This is a genomic window from Actinocorallia longicatena, assembly GCF_039534125.1.
Lineage (GTDB): Bacteria > Actinomycetota > Actinomycetes > Streptosporangiales > Streptosporangiaceae > Actinocorallia > Actinocorallia longicatena.
In genome coordinates this window covers 61,592-88,289 of sequence record NZ_BAAAUV010000026.1, presented here as the reverse complement: position 1 = coordinate 88,289, position 26,698 = coordinate 61,592, and the positions used below count along the sequence as shown (strand labels likewise).

Here is a 26,698-nt window from a genome sequence, read left to right as displayed (position 1 = left end):
AATTGCTGATCCGGGGAGGCCGCGGGAGTAACGTTCGGCCATGAGCGGTCACCCCCCGCGAACGAAACACCAGATTCTCGGCACGATCACGCCCACCTGGCGGCTCGCGCCCTATCCGGTCCTGGCGGTCGATCCGGCCGGGGCCGTCGCAGGAGTGAACGAGGCCGGGCGCCTGCTGTTCGCCGGCGCCGTGCCGGGGACCGCCCTGGCCGACGCCGTCCCCGGCTGGCTGGCCCGCGCCCACCAGCGGTTCACCGAACGTCCGCCGGCCGACCCGCGGGACCGGATCGTCAGGGGGAAGGTCGGGGAGCGGTTCTTCGAGGCCCATCCCACCGCCTCCGGAACCCTGGTGCTGTGGTGGCTCATGGCCCGCGCCGACCGTCCCGAGCGGGACGGGCTCGCCGGGCTGCTGGCCGCGGAGCGGGAACGGACCTCGTTCCTGGCCGCGGCCTCCCGCGAACTGTCCTCCCTCGACGTGGAGAGCTGCCTCGACTCGACCGTCGCCCTCGCCCGCTACCTCGCCGACGTCGCGCTCGTGGTCTCGCCGGACGGGCGGCGCGACTACACGGCCGTCCAGTGCGGGCCGGAGGGAAGGGTCCGCACCGGACGTCTCGGCCTCGATCCCGGCGACGTGCCGGGGCTCGCCGAGGTCCTCCACGGCTATCCGCCGGTGCCGTCCCAGTGGATCGCGCCCGACTCCGTGCCCGGCCGGTTCCTGTGCGACGGCGTCGGCGAGCCCGGCTCGATGATGGTCACCGCGCTGGCCGATCCCGGCGGACCCGACAGCGCGCTGGTGCTGGTGCGGCGGCACGACCGGCCGCGCTTCTCCGAGGACGAGGAGGAGTTCGCCCGGGCGTTCGCGGCGCTCGCCGGAACGGCCCTGGCCGCGGCCCGCCGGCACGCCGAGCAGATGTCGATCACCGAGGTGCTGATCCAGGACCTGCTGCCCCCGCGGACCCGCGACCTCGACGGCGTGGTGATGGCGGCTCGCTACCAGACCGCGGGCGGCGGGCTCCGCGTCGGCGGCGACTTCTACGACGTCTACCCCGCGGCCGAGCCCGGCGGGGAATCCATGATCGTGCTGGGCGACGTCTGCGGGCGCGGGCTGAAGGCGGCCGTCCTGACCGGCAAGCTCCGCACCGCGCTCGGCATCCTCCAGCCGGTCACCACCGACCACCGCGAGCTGCTCGACCGGCTCAACACCATGGTCCTGCTGGGCGGCGACCCCAACACGTTCGTGACACTCGTGCTCGCCTCGGTCCGTCATCTCGGGCCCCGGGTCCAGATGCGGCTCACCAGCGCCGGGCATCCGGCCCCGCTGATCGTCCGGGGCGACGGCCGGGTCGAGGAGGTGCCGACGGCCGGCACCCTCATCGGTGCCCTCGATGACATCGACGCCGTCACCGCCTCGGTCGAGCTCGCGAAGGGCGAGACCTGCCTGCTGCACACCGACGGCGTCACCGAGGCCAGGGGCGGTCCCCTCGGCAACGAGTTCTTCGGCGACGAACGGCTCCGCGAGGAGCTGTCGCGCTGCGGCGGAATGCCCCCCGACGCGCTGGTCGAGCGCGTCCACATGCTGGCCTCGGAGTGGATCGGCGACGGCTTCGGCGACGACATGGCCGTCGTCGCGATGGGGCCCCGCCCGGAACGCCTCCCGCGAGACGAAGGAGCCACGGCCCGATGACACCCCGGGAACGGCACGTCCAAGCCCTGTGGAACGCCGTCGCGGACGGCGACCACCACGCCGCCGCCGGCACCGCGCTGGAGGCGCTCGAGGAGGGGAAGGGCGTGGAGTCGGTGCTGCTCGGCCTCATCGCGCCCGTCCAGATGAAGGTCGGCGCGGAGTGGGCTGCCGGGCGGATGACCGTCGCGCAGGAGCACATCGCGACGTCGGTGTGCGGGCACGCCACCGAGATGCTCGTCGCGCGGCGGCCCGCCCCCGCGACCGGGCGGAGCCTCGGCCGGATCGTCGTGACCTGCTCCGACCGGGAGTGGCACGCCTTCCCCGCCCGGCTGCTGGCCGTCGTGCTCCAGCTCAGGGGCTGGCACGTCGACTACCTCGGCGCGCAGATGCCGACCCCGCACCTGATCGCGCATCTGCGGTCCGGGCGTCCCGATGCGGTCGCGCTGTCGAGCACGACCACCGCCCGGCTGCCCGCCGCGCACGCCGCGGTCGCCGCCTGCCACGCGCTCGGCGTCCCGGTCCTGGTCGGCGGGGCGGGACACGGTCCCGGCGGCCGCTACGCCGCCCGGCTGGCCGCCGACGGCTGGGCGCCCGACGCGGGCGCCGCCGCCGACCTGCTCGACAAGGGCGTCCCGGGGGAACCGCGGCCCGGCCACCGGACCCTCGAGGACCTGCCCCACCTGGCCGACCAGGAGTACACGCTGGTCTCCCTCGCCGCCTCCGACATCGTCAAGCAGGTCCTGTTCGAGCGGGGCGCCCTCGACGACGGCACCGCCCAGGAACGGCGCGAGACCACCGAGCGCGTCACCGAGACCGTCGAGGCGCTGGCGGCCTCCCTCTACCTGGACGACTCGCGCGTCTTCCTCGACGCCCTCTCCTGGACGGTCGAGGTCCTGGCCCGGCGGGCGCCGTCGGGGTCGTCCGCGGTCCCCCGGCTGCTCGACGCCCTCACCGGGCGCTTCGCCGACTTCGACCGCACCCGCGCCTTCCTCGCCGAGGCCAGGAGCGCGACGGCCTGAGCGCGACGCCCCTCACGGACGGTTGCGGAAGGTGACCCAGAGGTGAGGGGATCCTCACCTTGCTCGCCATGCCTCGTGAGGCGTGGGTAGGGTCGCAACGGTTACCTGCACGCTACATAGAACGGATCTTGATTGCCCGAGCCGCTCGAATGGGTCCGTGTCGCGATGGCCGCCGGTCTGGTGGCCGCCCTGGTGGTCGTGAGCCTCTTCCTGCGGTTCTCCCTGCGGCGGCTGTCGCGCTGGGCCGCGGGCACCCGCACCACCTGGGACGATCTGGTCGTCAGGCTGCTGTGCGATCTGGCGTCCATCCTCTGCATGATCGGCGGCCTGTGGATCGGCGCCCTGATCGTGCGGTTCCAGCCGGACGTCCGCACCGTCATCGGCCAGACCCTGTCGGCCGTGCTGATCCTGACGGTCTCCCTGGCCACTGCCCGGCTGGCCGCCGGGATCGTCGGCTCGGTCGCCTCCGCCCGTTCCGGCGTGGAGCGATCGGTGACGATCTTCGCCAACATCACCCGGGCGGTCATCCTCGTCATCGGGACGCTGGTGCTGCTCCAGAGCCTCGGCGTCTCCATCACCCCGATGCTGACCGCGCTGGGCGTCGGGGGCCTGACCGTGGCGCTGGCCCTGCAGAACACCCTCGCCAACCTCTTCGCCGGGGTCCACATCCTGGCCTCGGAGACGGTCGAGCCCGGCGACGTCATCCGGCTGAGCACCGGCGAGGAGGGCGAGGTCGTCGACGTCAACTGGCGCAAGACCACCATCCGCGACATCTTCGACAACCTGGTGATCATCCCCAACGCCCGCTTCGCCGACGCGATCCTCACCAACTTCCACCAGCCGACCCGCCACATGGACTTCATGCTCCAGGCCAAGGTCGCCTACGACAGCGACCTCGAGGCCGTCGAGAAGGTCACCCTGGAGGTCGCCCGCGCCATCATGAACCACTCCCCCGGCGGCGTCCCCGGCTACGAGCCCCTCGTCCGCTTCCACACCTTCGGCGACACCGGTGTCGACTTCCTCGTCGTCCTCCGCACCATCGAGTACAACGAGCAGTACCCCGTCAAGCACGCCTTCCTCAAGGCCCTCCACGCCCGCTTCCGCGCCGAGGGCATCGAGATCCCCCTCCCCACCCACAACCTCATCCACCGCACGCCCGGCGCGCACGGTGCGGGGGGCGTTCCGGTTCAGCGCGCAGGCGGTGATTGAGGTCTCCTCCGGGGGGTGAACGGGTGCGGCCGGAAGGGACGTGCAACTTCCAGATGCCGGTGCCAGGGGGTGCCGGCCCTCGGAAGACGGAGTTCGTGATGAGGCGAGTGACGAGTGCGGTGGCCGTCGCGGTGATCGCGGTGGCCGGGATGACCGGCGGGGCGGCGGAGGCCGCGGAGGGCGGCGGCTCCTTCGCGACGGCCCTCAACGGGGCGAACGTGGTGAGCGGCGGGGACGCGGACGGGAGCGGGGTGGCGTTCCTCGGGATCGAGGGCGACCTGCTGTCGTACGCGATCCGGTTCGACGGGATGGGGATCCCCACCGGCGGGGTGCTCCGGCAGGGGCCGAAGGGGAGCGACGGGGAGACGAAGGTCGTCCTGTTCGCGACGCGGCTGCTGACGGGGCGGAACCTCGTCACCGGGACGGTCCGGGTCACCGACCCGAAGGTCCTGGTGAACCTGCGGGAGGACCCCGGCGGCTTCTCCGTCGACCTCGCGAACACCGCGTTCCCGCGAGGGGCGGTGCGGGGGCAGATCCACGGGCTGACCAGCCGGATCGACATGCGGCGGGCGCTCGACCAGAACTTCGCCGCCGCGGTGACAGAAGGGGCGCAGATCTACGCGTGCACCCGTCAGCCCGACGGGACCTTCGCCTTCACCCAGGACGATGTGCGGGCCTCGCTCCAGCGGGGGATCGCGCACTTCTTCGCCGTGCCGGGACCCGCCGGACCGCCCGAGTGGGCGGCCCCCGACGGATCCGCGGTGACCGGCAGGGTCCTCAGCCGGACCCCGAACGGCGCCGGGAACATCGCCGAACTCGACCTGGCCGCCACCCAGGCCGGCGCCCCGGGCGGCCTCCTGTCGGAGACCGACGAGATCCTCCGGCTCAACACGGTCGGCGGGCTCGCGCCCACCGGCCCCTGCGACCCGGGCGTCACGCCCAGGGCGGAGAGCCGCTACCGGGCGGACTACGTCTTCATCCGGGACGCCGGGTAACGGTCACTTGAGGATCTGCTGGTAGTTGACCACTCGCCAGCCGGTGGCCGGGTAGGGGTCGACGTAGAAGTGGGAGGTGGTTCCGTCCTTCCACGCGTAGTAGCAGTCGTAGGCATAGGAGACGCCGGCCTCGGAGCCGGCGCGGCAGGCCTGGATCTTGTCGTCGGAGATGGCGCTGGCGAAGACCTTTTCGACGGTGTTGGGTCCGGCGGCCTTCAGGGCCTGGGTCTTGTCGCCGAGGTGCCAGGCGGCGACGAGGGCGTCGGCGGCGTCCTTCGCGGTGGCGAAGACTCCGGCCTTGGGCGGTGCCGCCGCGGTGGCGGAACCGGACGGTGCGGCGGACGGGGCGGAAGTGGCGGCGGGTGCGGCGGTCTCGGTCGGCTTCGCGGAGTCCGAACCGATCGAGACCTCGCATCCGGTCAGCGCCAGAACGCCGGCCGTCGCGACCGCCGCGATCAGTGAGTTGCGGACCATGTCGGCTCCATCTCCATGAGGGGGTCACTGGATGGGACGGCCGCGGGGATCTCCTGGTTCGCAATGCTTTCCTCGCGTAATTACCGGGCGGGCGGGGGGCGTCTCCGACCGTTCAGGATGGGAATCCACTGGACATTCTCGGTTCGGAATGTCCAGGCGATTCCGGCCTTCGCGTTCCGGGCGGTCGCAAGTCCGTGGCCAGGGGTGGCCGGTCCCGTAAGGGCCGCCCACCTTCGGGCGCCGGCGCTCCACCGTGAGACGATCGGGGCCCGGACAAGGAGCGGAGATGGTACGAGAGAGCGGGCCAGGCGCGCGTCGATTGCCGTCCGGACGGCACTCGCTCTCCCGTGACTACGTGGTCGGACACCAGATATCCCGCATTCTTTCGGCGGTCCTCGAATTGGTCGGCACGAATGGCTACGCCGCCCTCACAGTGGACGCCATCACCGCCCACGCGGGCGTTTCGAGGGCCACTTTCTACGTGCATTTCAGGAACAGGGAGGACGCCTTCCTCAGGGCGTTCGACTCCGTCCTGGAGCGGCTGATGACCCACGTCATGGACGCCCACCGGGGCGAGGCCGGGGCCGGCGGGAGGCTGCGCGCCGGGGTCGGGGCGTTCCTGGAGTTCCTCGCCGCCGAACCCCTCGCCGCGCGCACCTGCGTCGTGGAGAGCCTGGCGGCCGGGCCCGCCGCCGCCGACCGGCGCGACCGGGCGGTGAACGCGTTCGTGCAGGTCATCGAGGGGAACACCCGGGAGCTCTACCCGTACTATCCCGAGCCAGCCCTGATCGCCGAGACCATCGTCGGCGGGATCTACGAGGTCGCCTACACCCGGATCAGGCGCGGGGAGACCGACCGGCTGCCGGAGCTGCTGAACGGTCTTCTCGCCGCGTTCGCGGTGCCCGATCCGGCCCGCTGGGGCCCGGAGGCCCCGCTCCAGGGCTGATCACGGCATGGCCGGATCCGGCCGTCGGGTCCGCATGGCCGGATGACCGCCCGGTCGGGGCCCCGGCGTGACCCACGTCATACCGGACCTGCGGCCGGTCAGCCGTGATCACCCAGAGTGAGGTGACGGCTCCCGCACATGGAGCCGGTATCCGGACACTCCACAAGGGTCCCAATCAGGTCTCCCAAACCCGAAGCCGTTTCTACCGACCGGTAGCCGGCTGTTGATGAACGCCTTCATTCATGATTCGGTCCGAATGCCGTGACACGCCCTTTCCACCCAGGGCCCGGACGGGAAGGCGGTGCACGGAGTCCTCGAATTCCCCCCTTCGAAACGAGGAATCATGAGAAGCATCCGCAGAATCGGGCTGCCCGTCCTCGGCGCCTTCGCGCTTCTGCTCACCACGACGACCTCGGCGTTCGCGTCCGCGACGATCACCTCGGGTGGCGTCGCGTACACCGGCAACGTCCGGGCGACCAACATCGGCGGCAACGTCACCCTGAGCGGCACCAGCACGCTCGGCCTCATCACCAACACCTGCACCGGCGGCACGCTGGACGCCTACATCCAGTCCAACGGCCTCAACGGCCAGCTCACGGGTGTCGGCCTGACCGGCTGCACCAACAACAAGGGCGGGACGACCACGGTCACCGCTCTCAACCTGCCCTACAGCGGCGGCCAGGTCGACTACGCGGCGATCGCCGGCGGACGGGACGGGAAGATCACCATCTTCGCGCCCAACCTCAACGTGCTGGTGCGGGCCGTCCTGACCCTCCCCAGCATCGGCATCCCGTCGCTGACCTGTGACTACGGCCTCACCACGTCGACCGCGCTCGTGATCGACGTCTACAACGGCGCCAACGCCAACCGGCCCGTGACGACCAACTCCCACAGCCAGGGCAAGCTCGCCGGCCAGTCGCTCCAGCGGACCAGCTCCGACGTGCGCTGCCCCGCCACCGCGGTCGCCAACGGCAAGTTCCAGATCGTCACGAACCCGGGCGGCGCGGACCTCGTCCTCGCACCCTGACGCTCACCCACCGCCGGATCAACGACTGATCGATCCGCAATCGTCCACCTGACGATCGACCCGACACCGATCGATCAGAACCCGACGATCCGACACCGCTCGATCCCACCCGAGGACGGGCCGCGCTCTCCGGCGGCCCGTCCGTCCGTCCTGACTGGAGCAGCATGAGAACAACCTTCGGCGGCCTCCCCGCCTGCGCCGTCACCCTCGCCCTCGGCGGCGCCCTGCTGGGCGCCGCGGCCCCCGCGGCGGCGGCCGAGCCCCTCCCGGCGTTCAGCTTCGCGGACTGCCCCGCCCTCCCGTCCGGCGCCGACCCGGTCTTCTGGCAGTGCAACGTCGCCATCACCTACGGCGGCACCTTCAAGCTCGGCTCCATCAACCAGACGATCAGCTCGCCCATCACCCTGACCTACGCCAACGGCTTCGACCCGGAGACCCTCGAGGAGAAGGTCGTCTTCGGCAGCTTCAAGGCGAGCAAGTTCCTGGTGCAGCCGGGCCTGTTCGGCGACCCGTTCGTGACGGCCGTCTACGCCCAGCCCAAGTACGCGGGCGGCTTCGGCCTGCAGGACAGCAAGGTGCAGCTCGGCCTGAAGGTGAACGTCCAGAACCCGCTGCTCGGCGGCAACTGCTTCATCGGCTCGGCCGCCAAGCCGATCAGCCTGAACCTCGGCATCACCGCCACCAGCCCGCCGCCGCCCAACACCCCGATCGAGGGCTCGCCGCCCGAGGTCGTCCAGGACGACCCGCCGGTGCTCAAGACCACGGTCGTCGACAACGCGTTCGCGGTGCCGAAGGCCACCGGCTGCGGCGCGGGCCTCGGCCTGCTCGACCTGGCCGTCAACCTGTACGCGGGCCTGCCGTCGGCCGCCGGAAAGAACACGGCGATCTTCAAGCAGTACGTGTCGTTCAAGACCTACGACCAGCTCTAGGTCCTGCCGCCAGGCCCTGGTGCGGGGCCGCCTCCGGGCGGCCCGCACCGTCGTGCACGCCCCCCTTCCAGGAGACCCGATGAAAGCACCCCTCGTCCGGCGCGGATCCGCGGCGGCCCTGGCCCTCGCGGCGGGCGCGCTCGCCGTGGCCGCACCGCCGCAGGCCGCGCTGGCCGCCGCCCCGCCGATCTCGCCCGCCCTCACCTTCGACGACTGCCCGACGGCGGCCCAGCTCCCGCCGGACGCCGTGCCGGACTTCTGGCTGTGCAGCGTCGTGGTCATCACCGGCGGACGGCTCCAGCTCGGCAGGATCGACCAGAAGATCACCAGCCCGATCCGGATGACCTTCGCCAACGGCTTCGACCCGGTCACGCTGGAGGAGAAGTTCATCTTCACCCCGCTCAAGGGCGATCCGGTGCGGGTCGACGGCGGCATCTTCGGCATCCCCGGCACGGACATCCTGCCGGTGCTCCAGGTCTCCGCCCAGCCGCAGTTCGCCGCCGACCCGGTCTCCTCGCCGCCGGACGCGCCGAGCGTCGCCTACCGGATGAAGCTCAAGATCAAGACGATCAACACGCTGCTCGGCGACGGCTGCTTCATCGGCTCGGCGGCCAGTCCCGTCACACTGAACCTGACGTTCCTGACGACCGACCCGCCGCCGCCCAACACCCCGATCTCGGGCACGCCGATCGAGGCCCACCCCGACGACCCGAGCGTGTTCACCTCGCGGCTGGTCGACAACGCCTTCAGCGTGCCGAAGTCCGAGGGCTGCGGACCGTGGGGGCTGTTCAACCCGATCGCCGACCTGCGTGCGGGGCTGCCCGCCAAGGCCGGCACCAACACGGCCGTCTTCGAGACGCAGACCAGGTGGCGCGGCTACGCCGACCCGGCGCTGACCGGGACGCTCAAGGCGCTGCGGACCCTGACGCCGCAACAGGCCCGTGCCGCGATCAAGGCGAAGGCGGCCCAGCGGAGGAAGTGACCCGAAGCCCTCCCGGAGGGGTCCCGTGAGCAGTGTTCCCGCTGCTCACGGGACTTCCGTCCGCCCGGCTTCGGGCGGCTCGGCTTCGGGCGGCCCGGGTTCAGGCGGGCAGGCCCTGGCCGGGGGCGACGGTGCGGGAGAGGATGCCGAGGGTCGCGCGGAGGCCCGCCTCGGGGATGACGGGGAAGACGCCCTTGTCCCGGTAGGCCTCGTCGATCTCGCTCCAGTCGTAGTAGGACGTGACGAGCGTCCCGGTCTCCGACGGTTCGAGCCGGTAGCCGTACACGTGCTTGAGCTGCGGCCGGATGCGTCCGCGGACCGTCCACTCGATGAGCTTGCCGGCCTCGTACTTGGTGATGATGACGGTGACGTCGTACTTGCCCATCGGATAGTCGTTCAGCGCCTCCCGGTCCATGTGCACGACGAACTGGTCGCCGGCCTTCTCGACGGGCTCGCCCTCCGCCGACAGCAGCATCCCGCTGGAGTCGATGGCGACATGGCCCTGGGGGTCCCGCAGCAGCGCGAACACGGCGCCGGGCTCCGCCGGGACATCTCGGACGACTTCGAACCGCTCGGTAGCCATGCCCGTCATCCTCACATGCCACCCGAACGGTGTTCTGCCCGGGTACCCGGAAAGCCCGGCCCGGCCCTGGCGGTCTTCGGCGACGTCTCAGGGAGCGGCGGACAGGAGCGTCCCGTGGACGTCGGCGATGCGCCGGGCCAGAGCGCGGGCGGCCGGGTCGGATCCGGACTCCGAGGCGGCCGCGGACACCTTCGCCGACTGGTCGAGATGGGCGCGCAGGGCGGTGACCAGCAGGGCGTCGAAGGCCGCGCCCTTGAGCGTCGCCGCCCTGCCGAGGTCGGCGCCGGTGACCATGCCGGGCATGGCGTGGCCCTCGTGGATGTTCGTGGTGGGCAGGCCGGCCCGGGCCAGCAGGGCGCGCAGGCCGTCCAGCTCGGTCCGCTGGGCCTCGGCGACGGCGGCCGCCCACGCCCTCACCTCGCGGCGTCCGGCGTGCGAGGGCGCGAGGGCGAGCAGTTCGGTGGCGCTCTCGGCCATCGGGATCATGAGCTGGATCCAGCCCCTGTCGGTCGGGTTGAACCCGGCCGGGCTCGCGACGGCCGAGCCTTTGACGGCCGGGCTCGCGACGGCCGGGCTCTCGACGGCCGGGTGCGGGTGCCCGGTGTGGCCCGCGTGCCCGGCGGAGCAGCCGGTCAGCAGGGTGACGGCCAGGACGAGGCCGCCGCTCAGCACGGTCTTCATGAGGACTCCGCCGCCCAGGGGGGAGGTTCCCCGGACGGATTCAAGGTCAGGCGTGGCCGTCGAAGCCGCACTTGACGATCGGATTGATGCAGTCGCGGACCCGTCGCGCCATCTCGGCGGGCGGCCACACGTTGAAGAAGTCGCCGTGCATCGTGTACCCCGGCCCCGACGCCAGCCGGAACTGCGCGGGATCGCCGTTGACGGGGTACCTGAGGACCTGCCGGAGCTTCGGCACCGGCACCGGATGGGTGGCCGGGCAGGCGCCGTTGACCGGGTAGGCCATGTGGCTCTTGTGGTCGGGCGCGTCGAGGTCGACGCCGTTCCAGCACTGCGGGAAGTCCAGGTAGGACTCCATCATCGTGCCGGGCGGGCAGGTCACGAAGTCGTGCGACGGGTTCACCTGACCGGCGTGCAGGCACGACCACCGGGCGATCGTGCCGTCCGGCCCGGTCGCCTTCGCGTTCCCCGCGACGATCCGCAGGCCCAGCGGGAACGGCTGGGTGATCGCGGTGACGCCCTCGTTCACTCCCTCACCGAGGTAGTAGAAGGTCGTCCCGGTGGGCTCGACCGGGGTGGCGCCGTTGTAGAGCGTCGGCACCCAGTACGAGGACGGGTCGGTGGCGGGCGTGCAGCTCGTCCCGCCGGCCTGGAGGGCGGCCAGGTCGGAGTGGGCGTTCGTGGTCTGGTTGCCGAAGAAGCTGTGCATGTGCGATCCGCCGGGAATGCCGGGGACGACGATCGGGTCGTCGGGCAGCCGGTGGGTGTAGGGGCACTCGGCGAGGAACTCCGCCACCCGGACGGCGCCGGGCGGGATCGCGGTCGTGCCGAGCTCGCCGGTCACCTGGAACTCGAAGAGCGACACGCCCCAGCCGGTCGCGCGCCGGGTCGAGAGCAGCCGCACGTGGCGTCCGGTGGCGGACAGGCCGATGGTCTGCACACCGCCGGTCCCGCCGGTGGTCCTGTGCACGGTCAGCCAGTTCGCGCCGTCCGCCGACACCTGGAGGTCGAATCCGCTGGAGTAGGCGGCCTCCCAGCGCAGCACGACCTGCTCGATCGAGGCCCTGGCCCCGAGGTCGACGCTGATCCACTGGCCGTCCGACCAGCTGCTGGACCAGCGGGTCCCGGTGTTCCCGTCGAAGGCCGCGGACGCGGGCGTGCCCGCCCCCTCGACCGACGACGCGGTGGCCGTTCTCCCTTGTGAGATGACCGATGGAGCGGCCTGGGCGGCCGTCCGGACGGTGCCGTCGACGAGCGCCGCGAGCAGGACCAGGAGCAGCAGTCCCGCCAGGCGGACAGGTCTCAGAGACATCTCTCTCCCTTCATTTTAGACACTTATTTTTAGTCTTGAAGGGAGCGCTCCCGGAGCAAGATTGAGTCCGTAACCGCCTCGTGTCAAGGCCTTGACACGAACGAGACGAACCCTCAGGCTCTGCGTCTCGAAGGCGCCGGATCCCCTGACCCCGGCGGCCCGATCGAGAAGGGAGGCTCGACCGGGCCGCCGGTTTCCGGGCCCCCTCCGGGGGTAGCCAAAGGATTGTCTTTAGACTTATTTTAAGTATCGAAGTGAGCGCTCTCACCCACTGCTCGTCCACCCCCACAGGAGTGATCGGTGAGAACTTCCCCCTGGCGCACCCGGCTCACGGCCGGGTGCGCCGCCATCGGCGCGTCGATCGCGTGCGCGGTCGGCCTCGTGGCACCACCCGCCCAAGCCGCGCCCGCCCTGCTCTCCCAGGGCAGGACCGCGACCACCAGCTCGACCGAGAACGGCGGGACCCCCGCCCAGTACGCCTTCGACGGCGACACCGGCACCCGGTGGTCGTCGGCGGCGGCCGACCCGCAGTGGCTGCAGGTCGACCTGGGCGCCTCGGCGTCCCTCACGAAGGTGGTCCTCACCTGGGAGACCGCCTACGGCAGGGACTACAAGGTCCAGGCGTCCGCCGACGGCACCACCTGGACCGACCTGAAGACCGTGGCCGGTGGCGACGGCGGCGTCGACAGCTGGGACATAGCGGGTAACGGCCGCTATGTCCGGATGCTCGGCACCGCCCGCGCCACCGGCTACGGCTACTCCCTCTGGGAGTTCCAGGTCTTCGGCGAAACCGGCGACGGCGGCTCCTGCGGGACGGCCGACGCCGCCCGCGGCAGGCCGGCGTCCGCGTCCTCGACCGAGAACGGCGGCACCCCCGCCTCGGCCGCCTTCGACGGCGACTCCGGCACCCGGTGGTCGTCGGCGGCGGCCGATCCGCAGTGGCTGCGGGTCGACCTCGGCTCCGCCCGGACGATCTGCCGGATCGACCTGAACTGGGAGGCCGCCTACGGCAGGGACTTCACTCTCGAGACCTCGGCGGACGGCGCGTCCTGGAGCGTCCTCAAGACCGTCACCGGCGGGACGGGCGGCCGGGCCTCCTACGAGGTCAGCGGCTCCGGCCGTTACGTCCGGGTCCACGGCACCGCCCGCGCCACCGGCTACGGCTACTCGCTGTGGGACGTCGCGGTCCACACCACGGGCGGCGGCGAGACCGATCCCGGCGGTGACGTGCTGCTGTCCTACGGCCGGACCGGCGCCGCCTCCAGCAGCCAGGACGACGGCACCTGCCGGCAGTGCGTCCCGGCCCGCGCCTTCGACCTCGACCCGGCGAGCCGCTGGGCGACGAGCCCCGCCGGCGGCTGGTCCGACCCCGGCTGGATCTCGGTCGACCTGGGCGCGACGGCCCAGATCCACAAGATCGTCCTACAGTGGGACCCGGCCTACGCCACGGCCTACCAGATTCAGACCTCCCCCGACGGCCAGACCTGGACGACGATCTACAGCACCACGACCGGCAAGGGCTTCAAGGAGACCCTGACGGTCAACGGCACCGGCCGTCACGTGCGGATGTACGGCACCCAGCGCAACGGCCCCTACGGCTACGCCCTCTGGGAGTTCCAGGTCCACGGCACCGGCGGCGCCCCCATCACCCCGCCCGCCAGGCCCGCCGACCCGGCCTCACCGCCCACCACCCTCGTCTTCTCCGACGAGTTCGGCGCCGGCGCGGGCACGAAGCCCGACGCGGCGAAGTGGAAGGCCGACCCCGGCACCGGCCAGAACGGCGAACTCCAGTACTACACCGACAACGCCAACGCCTCGACCGACGGCCAGGGCAACCTGGTGATCGAGGCCCGCAAGCAGGCGACGCCCGGAGCCTCCTGCCCCACCGACCCGCTGACCGGCAGCGGAACCTGCCAGTACACCTCGGGCCGGATCAACACCAGCACCACCTTCTCCACGACGTACGGCAAGGTCGAGGCCCGGATCAAGATCCCGGCGGGCGCGGGCCTGTGGCCGGCGTTCTGGATGCTCGGCGCCGACTTCCTCACCGGACGTCCGTGGCCCTACTCCGGCGAGATCGACATCATGGAGATCCTCGGAAAGGAGCCGAACAAGCTCTACTCGACCCTGCACGCCCCCGCCTACAACGGCGCCGGCGGCCACGGCGGCACCCTGCTCGGCCCGGGCAGCTACGCCGACGCCTTCCACACCTACGCCGTCGAGTGGAACAGCACGTCCATGAGGTTCACGATGGACGCCCAGACGGTCGTGAACATCGACCGCGACGCCCTGGAGGCCACCCGCGGCCCCTGGGTCTTCGACCACCCCTTCTACATCATCCTCAACCTGGCCGTCGGCGGTGACTTCCCGGGCCCGCCCGCGACGTCCACCCCGTTCCCGGCCCGGATGCTCGTCGACTACGTCCGCGTCTACAAGTAGGCCCTTCCCGCGAAGGCCCCCCGATGTGGGGGGCCTTCGCCCGGTCAGCGGGTGCGCCAGGCCTCGAAGGCCTCGGCCGTGGTCTTCGACGGGGTGTAGCCGAAGACGGTCTTGAGCCGGGTGTTGTCCAGGACCGGGCGGAAGCGAAGGAAGCGGGTCTGCTCGGGGCCGTAGGGCGTCAGCCCGAGGGGGCGGGCCAGGCGCAGCGCCCAGCGCAGGACGGGTTCGGGGACGGTCAGGACGGGCTTGCCGAGCCGAGCGGCGATCTCGCCGACGGTGAGGGTCCCGTCGCCGGCGACGTTGTAGACGCCCGGGGCGTCGGCGGTGACGGCCCGCTCGATGACGGCCGTGACATCGGTGTCCCAGACGAACACGAACGGCGAGTCCGCACCCCGGATCTTGAGCAGCCGGGGACGCTCGAACAGCGCGGTGATCTGGTTGTCGACCTTCTCGCCGAGGATCGTGCCGATGCGCAGCACGACCTGCTCCAGTTCGGGACGCTCCGCGCGGGCCGCGGCGAGCATCTCCTCGACCAGCCGCTTGTGGTGGCTGTAGGCGAACTCGGCGTTGCCCCTGACCGGCTGGTCCTCGGTGATCCATGCGGGACTGTCGGCGTGGTAGCCGTAGGCGGCGCCGCTGGAGGAGACCACGATCCGGCGGACCCCGTGCGCGAGGCAGGCGTCCAGGACGTGGCGGGAGCCGTCCACGTCGACCCGGTACTCCAGCTCCCGCGTCGATCCGCGGCCCGGCGTGACGATCGAGGCGAGGTGCACGACGACCTCGGGACGCGTCCCGGCGAACGCGTCGTCCACGAGCGCGGCGTCGGTGACGTCGACGACGAGGTGCCGCACCCCGGGGACCGGCGGGACGGGCACGGCGAGGTCGGCGCCCGTCACGTCGTGGCCGGCGGCGGCGAGGGAGCGGACCACGGACGATCCGAGGAAGCCGTTGGCTCCGGTGACGAGGACTCTCATGCGGCTTCCGGTTCGTCGACGGTGGCGGAGCGGGAGCGCGTCCGCCAGATCTGGGCGAGGGCGAGCCCGGCGATGATGTCCCAGACGCCCCACCACGCGGCGGCGAGGGCCATGCCGCCCAGGCCGTCGAAGTAGGTGAAGACGAGCAGCAGGCCGAGCCCGGCGTTGCGGACGCCGACCTCGAACGTCATCGCCTTCGTGCCGCCGGCGGGCAGCCGGGTCGCGCGGCCGATGCCGTAGCCGAGGAGCAGGGCGAGCGCGTCGTGCAGGAACACCGCGACCAGGACGACGCCGATGTGGTCGAGGAAGACGTCCCAGTTCCTGGCCAGGCCGACGGCGATGACGGCGCCGAGCCCGAGGAAGGCCAGCGGCCCGACGACCCTGTGGGCGCGGGCGGCGAACCGGGGGAGGAAGTGGGCGAGGGCGATGCCCGCGGTGAACGGCACCGCGATGACCAGGGCGACCTCGAGGAGCATGTCGACGGCGCTGAGGTCGATCTCGGTGAGGAACTTCTTCCCCGACGGGTGCAGCCCGCCCCAGAACGCCAGGTTCAGCGGCATGAGGACGATCGCGAGCACGTTGCTGACGGCCGTCATCGACACCGAGAGGGCGACGTCGCCGCGGGCCCGGTGGGTGAGGATGTTGGAGACGTTGCCCGGCGGGCAGCACGCCACGAGGATCAGCCCGAGCGCGACCGAACCGCGCAGTCCGAGCGCCAGCGTCAGCACGAAGGTGACGGCCGGCAGCAGCAGGAACTGGGCGAGCACCCCGATGGCGATGGCGCGGGGCCTGCGCGCGGCGGCGGCGAAGTCGGCGGCCCTGGTGTCGAGCGCGATGCCGAAGAGGATCGCCCCGACGACGATCTTGAGCGTGGTGAGGGAGCCCTCGGAGAAGGCGATCGTGACGCCGTCGACGTCCATCACTTCTCCCCGCGGAGCGTCGCGACGGCGGCCCTGACGGCGTTCCGGTAGGCGTCCTTGTTGACGTAGTAGGCCATCCGGTCGAGCCCGAGGTAGGAGTAGCCGCCCGTCAGGTCCGGGCGGGGGCCGCGGATCCGCTCGTCGAAGGCGGCGGCCCGCCGCGGCGCCTCCTTCCTGGCCGTCAGGTAGGAGGCGACCAGCTCGGCCTGCTCGTAGCGGCCCTGCCAGCCGATCCCCGACGCCTCGATCATTCCGAGGACGAAGAGGCCGGGGGCGTTCTCGCTGAAGATGTTGAGGTACAGGTCGGGGGCCGCGCCGTCCCAGCGCAGCAGCGCCGGATCGACGAACGGGTAGTGCAACCGGTAGCCCGTCGCGAGGATCACCAGGTCGTAGGTGCCGCGGGTGCCGTCGCGGAAGCGGACCCCGTCACCGTCGAGGCGCTCCACGTCGGCCCTGACCCCGAGGTCGCCGTGCCCGAGATGATGCAGGATCAGCGAGTTCACGATCGGATGCGACTCGTAGATCCTGTGGTCGGGCTCCGGGAAGCCGAACCGCGCCGGATCCCCGGTGAACAGCTTCAGCACCCGGCCGTCGATCGCCTGCTTGATCCGCGCGGGCAGCGGACGTCCCTGGTTGAGGGTGTCGGCCGGCCTGCCGAACAGGTACTTCGGCACGAAGTGGTAGCCGCGCCGCACGCTGATGTCGACGGCCTCGGCGTGGTGCACGGCGTCGACCGCGATGTCGCATCCCGAGTTCCCGGCCCCGACGATCAGCACCCGCCGTCCCGCGAGCTGGGCGGCCCGCTTGTAGGCGCTGGTGTGGATCACATCGCCGTCGAAGGAGCCGGGCAGCTCCGGCCGGTTCGGCTCGCTGAGCGTCCCGTTGGCCAGCAGCACCCCGGCGTGCCGGTGCGTGGTCTCGCCCTCCGCGGTCCGCACGGTGACGTCCCACGCGTCCCCGGCCGGGGCGACCTTCACGACCTCGCTGCCGAACCTGAACCCCTCCCGGAGCCCGAACCGCTCCGCGAACCCCCGGAAGTACCGCAGCAGTTCCCGGTGCGAGGGGTAGTCGGCGACCTCGTCCCCCATCGGATGCTCGCTGAACTGCGTGGTCCCCTTCGAGGAGATCAGATGCGCCGACTCGTAGACGGTGCTCCGCGGCCCCTCGAAGTCCCAGAGCCCCCCGACGTCCCCGGCGAGCTCGTACCCGGTCCACGCGAGCCCGGCCCGCTGCAGGTTCCGCGCCGCCGCCAGCCCCGACGGGCCCGCTCCGATCACCGCAAAGCTCTCAACCATCCCCGCATTCTCCATCAAACCCACCCATAACACGAACAATCTCCTCAGCGGACGGTGACGAGGCGGCGGACGCCCGTCGAGGAGAGTTCGATGATCGGGACGGGCTTGGCGATCGGGTTCCCGGTGACCGGGTCGAAGGAGATCCGGCCGCTGGCCCCGTTGAAGCCGTACTTCAGGTCCTGGAGATCGTTCATCTGGAACCACTGGGCCGCGATCCCGGCCCTGGTGACCGGGGTGCCCTTGCTGCCGACGTTGTTGGCCGCCTGGACGACGGCGTAGACGGAGTCGTAGGCCATCATCGCCTGGCCGTCGGCCATGTCCTCCCTGCTGAAGCCCAGCTCCAGCCAGCTCTGCTCGAACTGCCCGAAACCGGTCCTGAGGTCGGGACGGACCGTGAACGCCTCGGGCGAGGCGAGGCTCGCGTACCGCAGGGTGATCCCCAGCCTCAGGGCGTCCGCGACCGTCCCCTCCGGGACGACCCTGGCGGCGTCGTCGCCGCTGATGATCGTGGTGTTCAGGCCGTCACAGGCCTCGGCGCCGAACCCCTGCAACAGGTCCTGGAGCTGGCGCCCGCGCCCGGCGAACAGGATGTGGGACGGCTTGCGGCTGCAGATCCGGACGCGCAGTTGCCAGAACGGGTCGCCCGACGTCTCCGCCGGGCCGTAGGTGAACGGGACCTCCTCCGGCTTGAGGTCCGCGAGGCTCCGCCGGAACTCCCCGGCCAGATCGGCGGCGTAGAGATCGGTCTCGTCGGCGTCGCGGAGCATCAGCACCGACCCCTTGGCCGTCCGGGGCACCTCCCGGACGAGCGCCTTGGCCTCGTCCTCGTTGGGCGGCGCGACGCGGACCAGGCCGCCCTTGATGTCGTGCAGATCGTCGGCGGTCATCGTCGCGCCGACCATCGGGACCTTGTCGCGCTTCAGCCGGGCGATCGCCGACAGGGTCGTGTCGACGCTGGAGCCGAGCCCGCTGACCGCGACGACCCGCGGATCGGCCACGACCTGCCCGGTCGCGATCTCCCAGTACCGCGCCCGGTCCCCGGTGTTGGCCACCGCCAGCTCGAACCGGATGGTCCGCGGCCCGAGCCTGGTGTTGGCCCGGTGGACGGCCGCCAGCGCGCCCTGGATCTGGGTCCGCACCGAGACCGGCGTCTCCGGCCCGTTCGCGCCGGTGGTGGCCGGGATCATGAACGCGACCTTCACCCGGTCCTTCGTGCCCCGGACGCTCTCGTTCTCCCGGAGCATCCGCTTCAGGAGGCCGTCCAGGTCGTTGCCGAAGCGCGCGGACCCGTCGGTGAGCCCGACGCACTCCGTGCCCTTCAACACCAGGCCGCCCTCGCAGCCCTCTCCGGACGACCGCCGCTCGACCACGAACACCACGCCCACGGCGACGACCAGCACCACCACGATGATCAGCCGGCGAAAGGCCGGGGGAAGCCTTCTCACTGTCACTCCTGGAGCTCTCCGAGCCACGGGCGCGCGGACGATCGCACGTGACGATCAGACGCCCCGTCCCGGTGCCGAGTTCCGCCCGAAATGACCCGTTCAAGGCGATCGCCGGAGCCCGCCCCCGCCACCTGCCGAATCGATACGATCGGGCCATTCCGCCCACATCACAGAACGGATCATTGTGCCCGAGCCGGTCGAATGGGGACGTCTCACCCTCGCTGTCGCCGTGGTCGCGGCCCTGCTGCTGACGGGGTTCGCTTTGCGCCCCATCCTGCGACGCCTGTCCCGCCGCGCCGCGGGAACCCGCTGGGCCTGGGACGACCTGGTCGTCCGCCTCCTGGGCGACCTGGCCCTCATCCTGTGCCTGACCGGAGGCCTCTGGTCGGGCACCCTGATCATGCGCTTCCAGCCCGGCGTGCGGACCGTCATCGGCCAGACCCTGGTGGCCGTCCTGATCTTCGCGATCTCCCTGGCCGCGGCCCGCCTGGCGGCCGGCGTCGTCGGCTCCATCGCGATGGCCCGCTCAGGCGTCGCCCAGTCCGTCACGATCTTCGCCAACATCACCCGCGCCATCGTCCTGGTGATCGGCACCCTGGTCCTCCTCCAGAGCCTGGGCGTCTCCATCACCCCCCTGCTCACCGCCCTGGGAGTAGGCGGCCTCGCCGTGGCCCTCGCCCTCCAGGACACCCTCGCCAACCTCTTCGCCGGCGTCCACATCCTGGCCTCGAAAACGGTGGTCCCCGGCGACTTCGTCCGCCTGAGCACCGGCCAGGAGGGCAACGTCGTGGACATCAACTGGCGCAAGACCACCATCCGCACCATGTCGGACAACCTGGTCATAGTCCCCAACGCCAAGTTCGCCGACGCCATCCTCACCAACTACCACCAGCCGGCCCAGGACATGGGCCTCCTCCTCCAGGCCAAGGTCGGCTACCGCAGCGACCTGGACCACGTGGAAAAAGTCACCATCGAGGTAGCCCGCGAGGTCATGACCGAAGTGACCGGCGGCGTCCCCGACCACGAACCCCTGGTCCGCTTCCACACCTTCAACGACTCCAGCATCGACTTCACCGTCGTCCTCCGCACCCGCGAGTTCACCGACCAGTTCATCGTCAAACACGAGTTCGTCAAACGCCTCCACACCCGCTTCCGCACCGAATCCATCGAAATCCCCCTCCCCACCCGCAACCTCATCTTCACCAACGACTGACCCACCCACTTCACGAGGCAGAACTCCGTCGACGTCGGCTCAGCCGGTCCACAAGACCATGGGCTGTCGATCAGCGAGGCCGAGTGAGCGGTTCATTCGAAGGACCAGAGGTCCGATGTCTGCGGTGTCCGCTGGAGTGCGATGCGGGCTGATCTGCGGACCTGTCCATCAGTACGGGGATCGTCGATGAGCCGCGCCAGGCCGGAGCGGATGGCCGGAGCGCCCAGGAGGTCGAACTTGAGCACGAGAGCGGACGCCAGCTGGGGATCGAGCTCAGGAGTCGCCGCGAGGATGCGCAGCCGATCCGCGAGGGAGGCCCGCTCGACGGCCTCGGCCAAGGCAGGACGCCAGCGGGCCGCGTTGTCCTTGCGGACGCTCTCGGAGACACCCTCCGCCACCAAACGACGGCCCATCGCAAGGAGGAACTCGGTGCTCTGCTCGCCGGTGAGATGGGGTCCCAGCCGGTGCGAGGTGAGAAGGAAGCTGGAAGCCTTGGCGAGCGCCTGGCCGTCCACCGGGCCGAGAAACGCCACGTTCAGCAAGGCGGCCGATTCACCCGGTGCGCCGAGGACGGCGCCCAGCGACACCAGAGCGCGCCTGGCGGCCAGCACGTCGTTCTCCGGCACCAGTAGACCGGCGTCATCCTTGCGCAGCCTCCCGGCGAGGACATCTCGCGCCTCCGGGTAGCCATAGTCACGTCGGACCGCGCCATGCAGGATGAGACCGACGAGCGCCTCGCCGGTCCTGGGCTCACGCGCCAGATCCAGCGCGGCGAGGAGCTCCTCCCAGGTCGGGATGGGGAGCCCGGTGTCCTGCGCCAGACGTAGCCGAAGTTCAGCCGAAAGGCGCTGTCGTTCGGAGTCCTTTGATCCGTGCCCGGCATTGATGAGCCGCACCAGGACCTGCTGGTGCTCCTGCACGAATGATGCGGGCAGTTCAAGGCGTCCGAGCGATTTCAGATCCTCTCTGTCGAGAGCGAGCTTGATCGTCAGTTCCGCTTCCGAAAGATCGGAGACCGGATCTCGGAGCTTCTGCGAAACGGTCCTCGCCGCAGCCTTGGTCAGCGAATGGCCCGGATCAGACAGCTGGTGGACGGCGTCAACGGCTTCGGGAATCTGGGCGACGGCCGCCCTGATGACGAGCCTGAGCATCACGTCGGGATCAAGCCACGGTTCCGTGTGGTCGATTCTCCGCACTGCGGCCGCAGCGATCTCCGCGGCCACGCTGATGGGGAAGTCCGGACGTTCCAAGGCCCGTCGAACGCTGTCGGCCAACCGCTGTCGCAGATCATTGGGGCGACTGTGAGATGCAGGCAATCCCGAAACAAGCCAGGTGACGGCGCTTTCCCGCAGCGAACAACGCGGTGAAGCGATCAGGGCCGCGAGCCAGCCTCGATGGAGCTCTCCGAAGAGGCCGAGATTGTCGATCGATTCGATGATCTCAGCCAACGGGGCGGCGTACTCGGCGGGGGCCGAATCGGCGAATGCCTGGAGAATGCCGCCGAACACGGCCCGGTCACGCGCGTCCAATGTCGCGGGCTTCCGGTCAACGAGCTCTCGCAGCGCCCTCAGCGGCGCATCCCAGCCGACGTCCTCCGCCTCGGCGAGAATCCGATCCCGGTGCAGAAGCGCATAGGCCAGGACGAGAACCTGCTCCTCGCCCAGCCCTCCCCCGGGTACGGAGTCCGCCCATTCTGCTACGAGGCGGGGCCGACCGATCTTCGCCTGCCGTACCTCGGCAAAGCTCCTGGCCAGGTAGGCGGGATTGCGCCGCCTCACCGCCAGCCGGCACAGACGTGCCAGATGGGCCAAGGCATGCTCGGGCCGTGCAACCGCCAGCTTCGCCAGAAGTGACGGGAGTTCGTAGCGGGCGCTCAGTTCTGTGAAGGGGAGGCTTTCAGCCTTCTCCAGGATCCCCAGTGCGTCCAGAATGTCGTCGGCACGTTCAGGATCACGATCGGCGAGACGGTCCAGTACCCCGAGGACGGTCACCCAGATGGCGTCATCACGCGCGACACAATGGGTGAGAATCTCCACATCTCCGTCGGAGAAATGGCGCCGAGGCGCAGGTGCAAGGAGAAGACCGTCCCTCAGCATCGATACATCGGAAGCCCGGATGAGCCGGTTCCACTCCGCGTACAGAATCGTCGGAACCTCGGACACCTGGAAGAGCACCGAGAGGATCACTCTCCGTACCGCATACGGAACGTGTTCCTGGTTCTCGGAGCCCTCCGCCAGCAGCTCCTGCGCCAACCGCACCGCGGCCGGACGGAGCTCCGGCCGCCGCCAGGCGCACAACCAGGTCTGCTCGAAGACCGCCAGCCGCACATAGTCGGCGGGGTAGGCGAGCACTCGATCCCTGAGCATCGCCAGCGCGTGATCGCCGTACTTCGTCAGCAGCCCTCGCGCTGCGGCGTACTCAAAAAAGGTCTGGTGGAAGAACTGAAACTCACCGTCGCTGACCGCACCCACTCCGCGCCGGCACAGCAATGCGATCTCCTTCCTGCGTCGCGGCCGGAGATCGGCGTCAAGCACGGTCTGAGGCACCCCGACGCGGAGCATCCGCAGGGCCAACTCGACCGCGCAGGACTCGAGGTTCTCCGACGCGTCGGCCGTGTCGTGTGCCGCGATCCCGACCCGCCGGTCCTCCTGGACCCTGTCGAGCCAGTACGTCTCGTAGAGACCGGTGACATCGACGGTGCTCGGGACCGTCCCGGGGCTGTAGAGCTCGGACAGCATCCGCAATGTCAGGGGCCTGCGGCACAGCGGCTCGATCGGCTGTCTACGCGCCACGGCGCTGAGCAGCTGGTCCGCCAACTTCTCAGCCTGCTGCCGGGTCCCGCAATACAGCCGGGCATGAGCGGCCACGGCACGCTCGAACTCGCTCAACGAGCCGTCCGGACCGACGCCGGTCGCGTACGGGCCGAGCATGAAACCACGCCAGAAACTGGGCAGCGCGTTGGCCTCCGCCGGCCGGGAGGTCACCACCACCGAGGCGCCGCGCTCCGTCACCACTTTGACGAGCGCTCTCAGCGCCAGCTGCGCACGCTCGTCGCCCGCCAGGACATCTGCGGTGTCGATCAGTACCGTACATCTGACGCCCTGTTCTGCCAGGTGCCGCACAGCGGCCTCGAGCATCACCGACTCCACCAGGGGCGCCGGACCCAGCAGCCACACCGACTTGATCAGAAAGACTTCAGCCGCGTCGTCCTCGAGCAGACGCGCCGAAAGCCCCCACAGCAAACTGGTCTTGCCGTAGCCCGGCTCGCCCCGCACGAGCAGCGTCCGCCCGGGCTCCGCCACCATGGCGTCCAGGAGCACGTTCTCCAGCTCGCGGTGAACATAGAGGCCTGCGGCGAACTCTCCTTTGGGCCCGCCCGTGAAGAAGTCCCAGGGCACCTGCCCAGCCTCTTGAAGGGCCATTTCGGTCAGGTGACGTAGGCGAGGCAGATGATCCTCAGCGAAGACCACGTTCACCGGTGGCTCAGTCGCATCGGTCAGCACCGCCGTCGTCCGCGGATGGAAGGCCGCGGAATTGTTCACCCGGTGGGCCCTGGCCTTCTTCCGCCAGCTCTGCCAGAGCGCTTCGTCAAAGAGCCCTTTGGTGACATCCTCAGCAAGGACGCCCCGCTCGCGCGCCCGAGTGATGAGCGAGCGGACCAGAGCCGCTGCGGGCTCCTTGTTGGGGACGTTCTTACCAGCCTGCCAGTCGCTGAGACGCTGGGCGTTGATCTGCCATCGAGCCCCGGCAGGACGGGAGACTCTGCCCGGGACCTGGTCGATGCGCAGGCCAGACCGGTCGATCAGCTCGGTCAGACGCTCGGCGTAGAACTCCCTTGCGTCACCCACCGACCTCCCCTTAAAGCCAGATCCGGTCCGGATAAGCAATTTTACGGACTCCAACTGGGCGATCGCCGCGAATACCGGAATCCGGAATGGAAACGACCAGGCGGCGTAGCCGAGCTTGGGCGGACCGGCCGGACACCGGCCCTATCGCCCTGGAGGCAGACGTGAACACCACCGCGATCATCTTGATCATCGGCAGCATCGTGATCATCGTCGGTGCAGCCAGCCGCTTGCCCGGCGCGCTCGCCGAACTCGTCCGAGCCTGCATACCCCTGGTCCATGCGGTCAAGGAGTTGCGGGACGCACTCCGCCGCGACGACCCCGCTCCCAGCGAAACCGCCGAACGCGACCAGAACGGTCGTCGTGAAGAGCACATTCGAGAGTTCGAGCCGCGCGCCGCAGAGAACGTGGAGGCCCCCATTGCCGACCAGGACAGCATGGAGTCCGACGCCACCGCACCTCTCACCGAATAGGTACCGGCCCCTGGACCCAGGCCGCGACGTCACACTTCCACATCGCGTTCATCCTCAATCCCCATCAGTGATCGACCAGCCGTCAGGCCATACCTCCGCTGTCGCTCTTGCACCCCAAGAGCCCGATCAACGCAAACAGCCCCTGACCGGGTTTCCCTGGTCAGGGGCTATTTCGCAAGTGGTGGCGGCTGGTGGGTTCGAACCACCGTAGGCTGAGCCGGCAGATTTACAGTCTGCTCCCTTTGGCCACTCGGGCAAACCGCCTTGTGTCGCTTGCGACGAGAGAAATACTAGCGGATGTGGGGAGTGGGTCGGACATCCGGGCTCGGGGTGGGGGTCAGGTCCAGACTCGTTTGCCGTTGACCCACTTGCAGGTCAGGGTCGTCTTGCCGTCGGGGGTGGTGCCCTTCTGGTTGGTGATCTTGCAGGGGGTGTTCTTCTTGACGTTCTTGGCCACGGGCGGGGTGGTCGGCTTGGAGATCGTGGGGGTGGCCGTGACGGCGTCCACCGCCTTGGTGGCCTCGGTCTTCACCGCGTCGACGGCCTTGGTGGCTTCGGTCTTGGCGGTGTCCGCGGCCTGGGTGGCCTGGGACTTGGCCTTGTCGGCCGCTGCGGCGGCGGAGCGGCTGGCCTTGACGGCCGTGTCGCCGGAGCCGCAGGCGGTGGCCGAGAAGGCCAGGGCGGTGGCCAGTGGCAGGGCCACCAGGAACGTGGAAGACAAACCGGATCCCCCCGATCGGATGTCTGAATGAGCGATTCCCCGGGTTCGGGCTGCGAGACTGTTACCAGTGGCAGCCCGTTCCTGAACAGGCTCTACCCCGTCTTGATCGTCACAATCCGTTAGGACTTGTCACCGTGGCATCCGAGAGTTCGTTCGACATCGTCTCCAAGCTCGACCGGCAGGAGACCGACAACGCGCTGAACCAGGCGGCCAAGGAGGTCGGCAACCGCTTCGACTTCCGCAACGTCGACGCCGGTATCAGGTGGTCGGGTGAGGCCATCGAGATCCAGGCCAACAGCGAGGAGCGGGCCCTGGCCGTCCTCGACGTCTTCAAAGAGAAGCTGATCAAGCGCGGCCTCTCGCTGAAGATCCTGGACTCCGGCGACCCCAAGGCGTCCGGCCGTCTCTACAAGATCCAGATCGCCCTGAAGGAGGGCATCTCCCAGGAGGACGCGAAGAAGATCAGCAAGATCATTCGCGAGGAGGGGCCCAAGGGCGTCAAGGCCCAGATCCAGGGCGACGAGCTCCGGGTCAGCTCCAAGAAGAAGGACGAGCTCCAGGACGTCATGACCCTGCTCAAGGGCAAGGACCTGGACGTCGCCCTCCAGTTCACCAACTACCGCTAGAAAGCACGAACGGGGCGGCTCCGGTAGAGGAGACGCCCCGTGCTCGCGTCAGGGGCGGTGGCCGGCCATCTGCTCCAGGCGGGCGATGCGCTCCTCCGTGGGCGGGTGGGTGGAGAAGAGCTTGACGATGCCCTGGCCGCGGAACGGGTTGGCGATCATCAGGGCGCTGGTGGAGGCCAGGTTCGGGTCCTGGGGCAGGGGCATCGCGCGGACGCCGCCCGCGATCTTGCGCAGGGCGCTGGCGAGGGCCAGCGGGTCGCCGCTCAGCTCGGCGCCGGACTTGTCGGCCTGGAACTCGCGGGTGCGGCTGATCGACATCTGGATGACGCCGGCGGCCAGCGGGCCCAGGAAGACCATCAGCAGGGCGCCGATGGCGCCGGGGCCGTCGTCGTCGTTGGACCGGCCGGGCAGGAACATGCCCAGGTAGGTCAGGTAGGTGATGACGGTGGCCAGGGCGGCGGCGACCGAGGAGATCAGGATGTCGCGGTTGTAGACGTGCGACAGTTCGTGCCCGATCACCGCCCGCAGCTCCCGCTGGTCGAGCATCTGCAGGATCCCGCGGGTCACGCAGACGGCCGCGTTGCGCGGGTTGCGCCCGGTCGCGAACGCGTTGGGCTGCGGCGTCTCCGAGACGTACAGGCGCGGCATCGGCTGCCGGGCCGCGGTCGACAGCTCCCGCACCATCGCGTACAGCGCGGGTGCCTCGACCTCGCTGACGGGATGCGCCCGCATCGACCGGAGCGCGATCTTGTCGCTGAAGAAGTAGGCGGCGCCGTTGCTGAGCAGCGCGATGAAGAGCGCGATCATCAGTCCACCGCGCCCGCCGAGCCCCCAGCCGACGAGGAGCATCACTCCGGACAGCGCCCCGATCAGGAGTGCCGTCTTCAAGCCGTTCATGGTCGAGAACCT

Annotated in this window: 23 protein-coding genes and 1 tRNA gene; 12 read left to right on the top strand and 12 right to left on the bottom strand. The window is 70.2% G+C overall.

The genetic code is table 11. The features are described from left to right. The first annotated feature begins 40 nt into the window (after positions 1-40). From ABD785_RS33825 to ABD785_RS33810, 4 genes are all read left to right on the top strand, one after another. On the top strand, positions 41-1,684 hold the full coding sequence (locus ABD785_RS33825; protein ID WP_344836600.1) for a PP2C family protein-serine/threonine phosphatase: 1,644 nt from the start codon (positions 41-43) through the stop codon (positions 1,682-1,684). Further along, on the top strand, positions 1,681-2,703 hold the full coding sequence (locus ABD785_RS33820; protein WP_344836597.1) for a cobalamin B12-binding domain-containing protein: 1,023 nt from the start codon (positions 1,681-1,683) through the stop codon (positions 2,701-2,703). The genes ABD785_RS33825 and ABD785_RS33820 overlap by 4 nt, the downstream gene beginning before the upstream one ends. Before the next feature lie 132 nt (positions 2,704-2,835). Further along, positions 2,836-3,912, top strand: coding sequence for a mechanosensitive ion channel family protein (locus ABD785_RS33815; RefSeq protein ID WP_344836595.1), 1,077 nt, complete (start codon positions 2,836-2,838; stop codon positions 3,910-3,912). Between the two features lie 98 nt (positions 3,913-4,010). Then, the gene (locus tag ABD785_RS33810) at positions 4,011-4,907 is read left to right on the top strand and encodes a DUF3455 domain-containing protein (protein WP_344836592.1); all 897 of its coding nucleotides are present in this window, start codon (positions 4,011-4,013) and stop codon (positions 4,905-4,907) included. A 3-nt stretch (positions 4,908-4,910) separates the two neighbouring features. Here the strand turns inward: ABD785_RS33810 and ABD785_RS33805 are convergent, their stop codons facing one another. Next, positions 4,911-5,381: a hypothetical protein gene (locus ABD785_RS33805; protein ID WP_344836589.1), complete on the bottom strand. Its 471-nt coding sequence runs from the start codon at positions 5,379-5,381 to the stop codon at positions 4,911-4,913. Between the two features lie 286 nt (positions 5,382-5,667). Here ABD785_RS33805 and ABD785_RS33800 point away from each other — a divergent pair, with 286 nt between their 5' ends. From ABD785_RS33800 to ABD785_RS33785, 4 genes are all read left to right on the top strand, one after another. Continuing rightward, a complete protein-coding gene (locus ABD785_RS33800; protein ID WP_344836586.1) occupies positions 5,668-6,327 on the top strand; it encodes a TetR/AcrR family transcriptional regulator in 660 nt (219 codons plus the stop codon). 343 nt (positions 6,328-6,670) lie between these two features. Continuing rightward, positions 6,671-7,354: a hypothetical protein gene (locus ABD785_RS33795; protein ID WP_344836583.1), complete on the top strand. Its 684-nt coding sequence runs from the start codon at positions 6,671-6,673 to the stop codon at positions 7,352-7,354. Positions 7,355-7,518: 164 nt separating this feature from the next. Continuing rightward, positions 7,519-8,283 (top strand): hypothetical protein, encoded by a 765-nt coding sequence (locus tag ABD785_RS33790; RefSeq protein WP_344836581.1) that lies wholly within the window; start codon positions 7,519-7,521, stop codon positions 8,281-8,283. A 79-nt stretch (positions 8,284-8,362) separates the two neighbouring features. Continuing rightward, complete coding sequence (locus tag ABD785_RS33785) at positions 8,363-9,265, top strand: hypothetical protein (RefSeq protein WP_344836579.1); 903 nt, start codon at positions 8,363-8,365, stop codon at positions 9,263-9,265. A gap of 100 nt (positions 9,266-9,365) precedes the next feature. Here ABD785_RS33785 and ABD785_RS33780 read toward each other — a convergent pair whose 3' ends face one another. The 3 genes from ABD785_RS33780 to ABD785_RS33770 form a co-directional block, all read right to left on the bottom strand. Further along, a complete protein-coding gene (locus ABD785_RS33780) occupies positions 9,366-9,848 on the bottom strand; it encodes an SRPBCC family protein (RefSeq protein ID WP_344836576.1) in 483 nt (160 codons plus the stop codon). Positions 9,849-9,935: 87 nt separating this feature from the next. Next, positions 9,936-10,529: a DUF305 domain-containing protein gene (locus ABD785_RS33775; protein ID WP_344836573.1), complete on the bottom strand. Its 594-nt coding sequence runs from the start codon at positions 10,527-10,529 to the stop codon at positions 9,936-9,938. Positions 10,530-10,575: 46 nt separating this feature from the next. After that, positions 10,576-11,838, bottom strand: coding sequence for a DUF1996 domain-containing protein (locus tag ABD785_RS33770; RefSeq protein WP_344836570.1), 1,263 nt, complete (start codon positions 11,836-11,838; stop codon positions 10,576-10,578). 300 nt (positions 11,839-12,138) lie between these two features. Here ABD785_RS33770 and ABD785_RS33765 point away from each other — a divergent pair, with 300 nt between their 5' ends. After that, positions 12,139-14,277: a discoidin domain-containing protein gene (locus tag ABD785_RS33765; protein WP_344836567.1), complete on the top strand. Its 2,139-nt coding sequence runs from the start codon at positions 12,139-12,141 to the stop codon at positions 14,275-14,277. A gap of 44 nt (positions 14,278-14,321) precedes the next feature. Here the strand turns inward: ABD785_RS33765 and ABD785_RS33760 are convergent, their stop codons facing one another. The 4 genes from ABD785_RS33760 to ABD785_RS33745 are packed head-to-tail and all read right to left on the bottom strand — an operon-like array spanning position 14,322 to position 18,911. Next, positions 14,322-15,251: an SDR family oxidoreductase gene (locus tag ABD785_RS33760; protein ID WP_344836564.1), complete on the bottom strand. Its 930-nt coding sequence runs from the start codon at positions 15,249-15,251 to the stop codon at positions 14,322-14,324. Continuing rightward, positions 15,248-16,171 carry a bile acid:sodium symporter family protein gene (locus ABD785_RS33755; RefSeq protein ID WP_344836561.1) on the bottom strand — a complete coding sequence of 308 codons (924 nt, stop codon included), beginning with the start codon at positions 16,169-16,171 and terminating at the stop codon, positions 15,248-15,250. Before ABD785_RS33755 ends, ABD785_RS33760 begins: the two co-directional genes overlap by 4 nt. Beyond that, positions 16,171-17,466: a flavin-containing monooxygenase gene (locus ABD785_RS33750; RefSeq protein WP_344836559.1), complete on the bottom strand. Its 1,296-nt coding sequence runs from the start codon at positions 17,464-17,466 to the stop codon at positions 16,171-16,173. The genes ABD785_RS33755 and ABD785_RS33750 overlap by 1 nt, the downstream gene beginning before the upstream one ends. A gap of 44 nt (positions 17,467-17,510) precedes the next feature. Further along, on the bottom strand, positions 17,511-18,911 hold the full coding sequence (locus ABD785_RS33745; RefSeq protein ID WP_344836557.1) for an ABC transporter substrate-binding protein: 1,401 nt from the start codon (positions 18,909-18,911) through the stop codon (positions 17,511-17,513). Positions 18,912-19,095: 184 nt separating this feature from the next. Between ABD785_RS33745 and ABD785_RS33740 the strand changes: the two genes are divergently transcribed. Beyond that, complete coding sequence (locus tag ABD785_RS33740; protein ID WP_344836554.1) at positions 19,096-20,124, top strand: mechanosensitive ion channel family protein; 1,029 nt, start codon at positions 19,096-19,098, stop codon at positions 20,122-20,124. A gap of 92 nt (positions 20,125-20,216) precedes the next feature. Here the strand turns inward: ABD785_RS33740 and ABD785_RS33735 are convergent, their stop codons facing one another. Then, a complete protein-coding gene (locus ABD785_RS33735) occupies positions 20,217-23,972 on the bottom strand; it encodes a hypothetical protein (RefSeq protein WP_344836551.1) in 3,756 nt (1,251 codons plus the stop codon). Positions 23,973-24,133: 161 nt separating this feature from the next. On the opposite strand from ABD785_RS33735, the gene ABD785_RS33730 reads away from it, so the two are divergent. Further along, the gene (locus ABD785_RS33730) at positions 24,134-24,442 is read left to right on the top strand and encodes a hypothetical protein (RefSeq protein ID WP_344836548.1); all 309 of its coding nucleotides are present in this window, start codon (positions 24,134-24,136) and stop codon (positions 24,440-24,442) included. A 179-nt stretch (positions 24,443-24,621) separates the two neighbouring features. Here ABD785_RS33730 and ABD785_RS33725 read toward each other — a convergent pair. Both ABD785_RS33725 and ABD785_RS33720 read right to left on the bottom strand, forming a co-directional pair. Next, positions 24,622-24,706 (bottom strand) — tRNA-Tyr (locus tag ABD785_RS33725). A 73-nt stretch (positions 24,707-24,779) separates the two neighbouring features. Continuing rightward, the gene (locus tag ABD785_RS33720) at positions 24,780-25,163 is read right to left on the bottom strand and encodes a hypothetical protein (RefSeq protein WP_344836545.1); all 384 of its coding nucleotides are present in this window, start codon (positions 25,161-25,163) and stop codon (positions 24,780-24,782) included. 134 nt (positions 25,164-25,297) lie between these two features. Here ABD785_RS33720 and ABD785_RS33715 point away from each other — a divergent pair, with 134 nt between their 5' ends. After that, complete coding sequence (locus ABD785_RS33715; RefSeq protein ID WP_344836543.1) at positions 25,298-25,789, top strand: YajQ family cyclic di-GMP-binding protein; 492 nt, start codon at positions 25,298-25,300, stop codon at positions 25,787-25,789. Positions 25,790-25,837: 48 nt separating this feature from the next. Here the strand turns inward: ABD785_RS33715 and htpX are convergent, their stop codons facing one another. After that, complete coding sequence (gene htpX / locus ABD785_RS33710; protein ID WP_344836540.1) at positions 25,838-26,686, bottom strand: zinc metalloprotease HtpX; 849 nt, start codon at positions 26,684-26,686, stop codon at positions 25,838-25,840. Between the last annotated feature and the right edge of the window lie 12 nt (positions 26,687-26,698).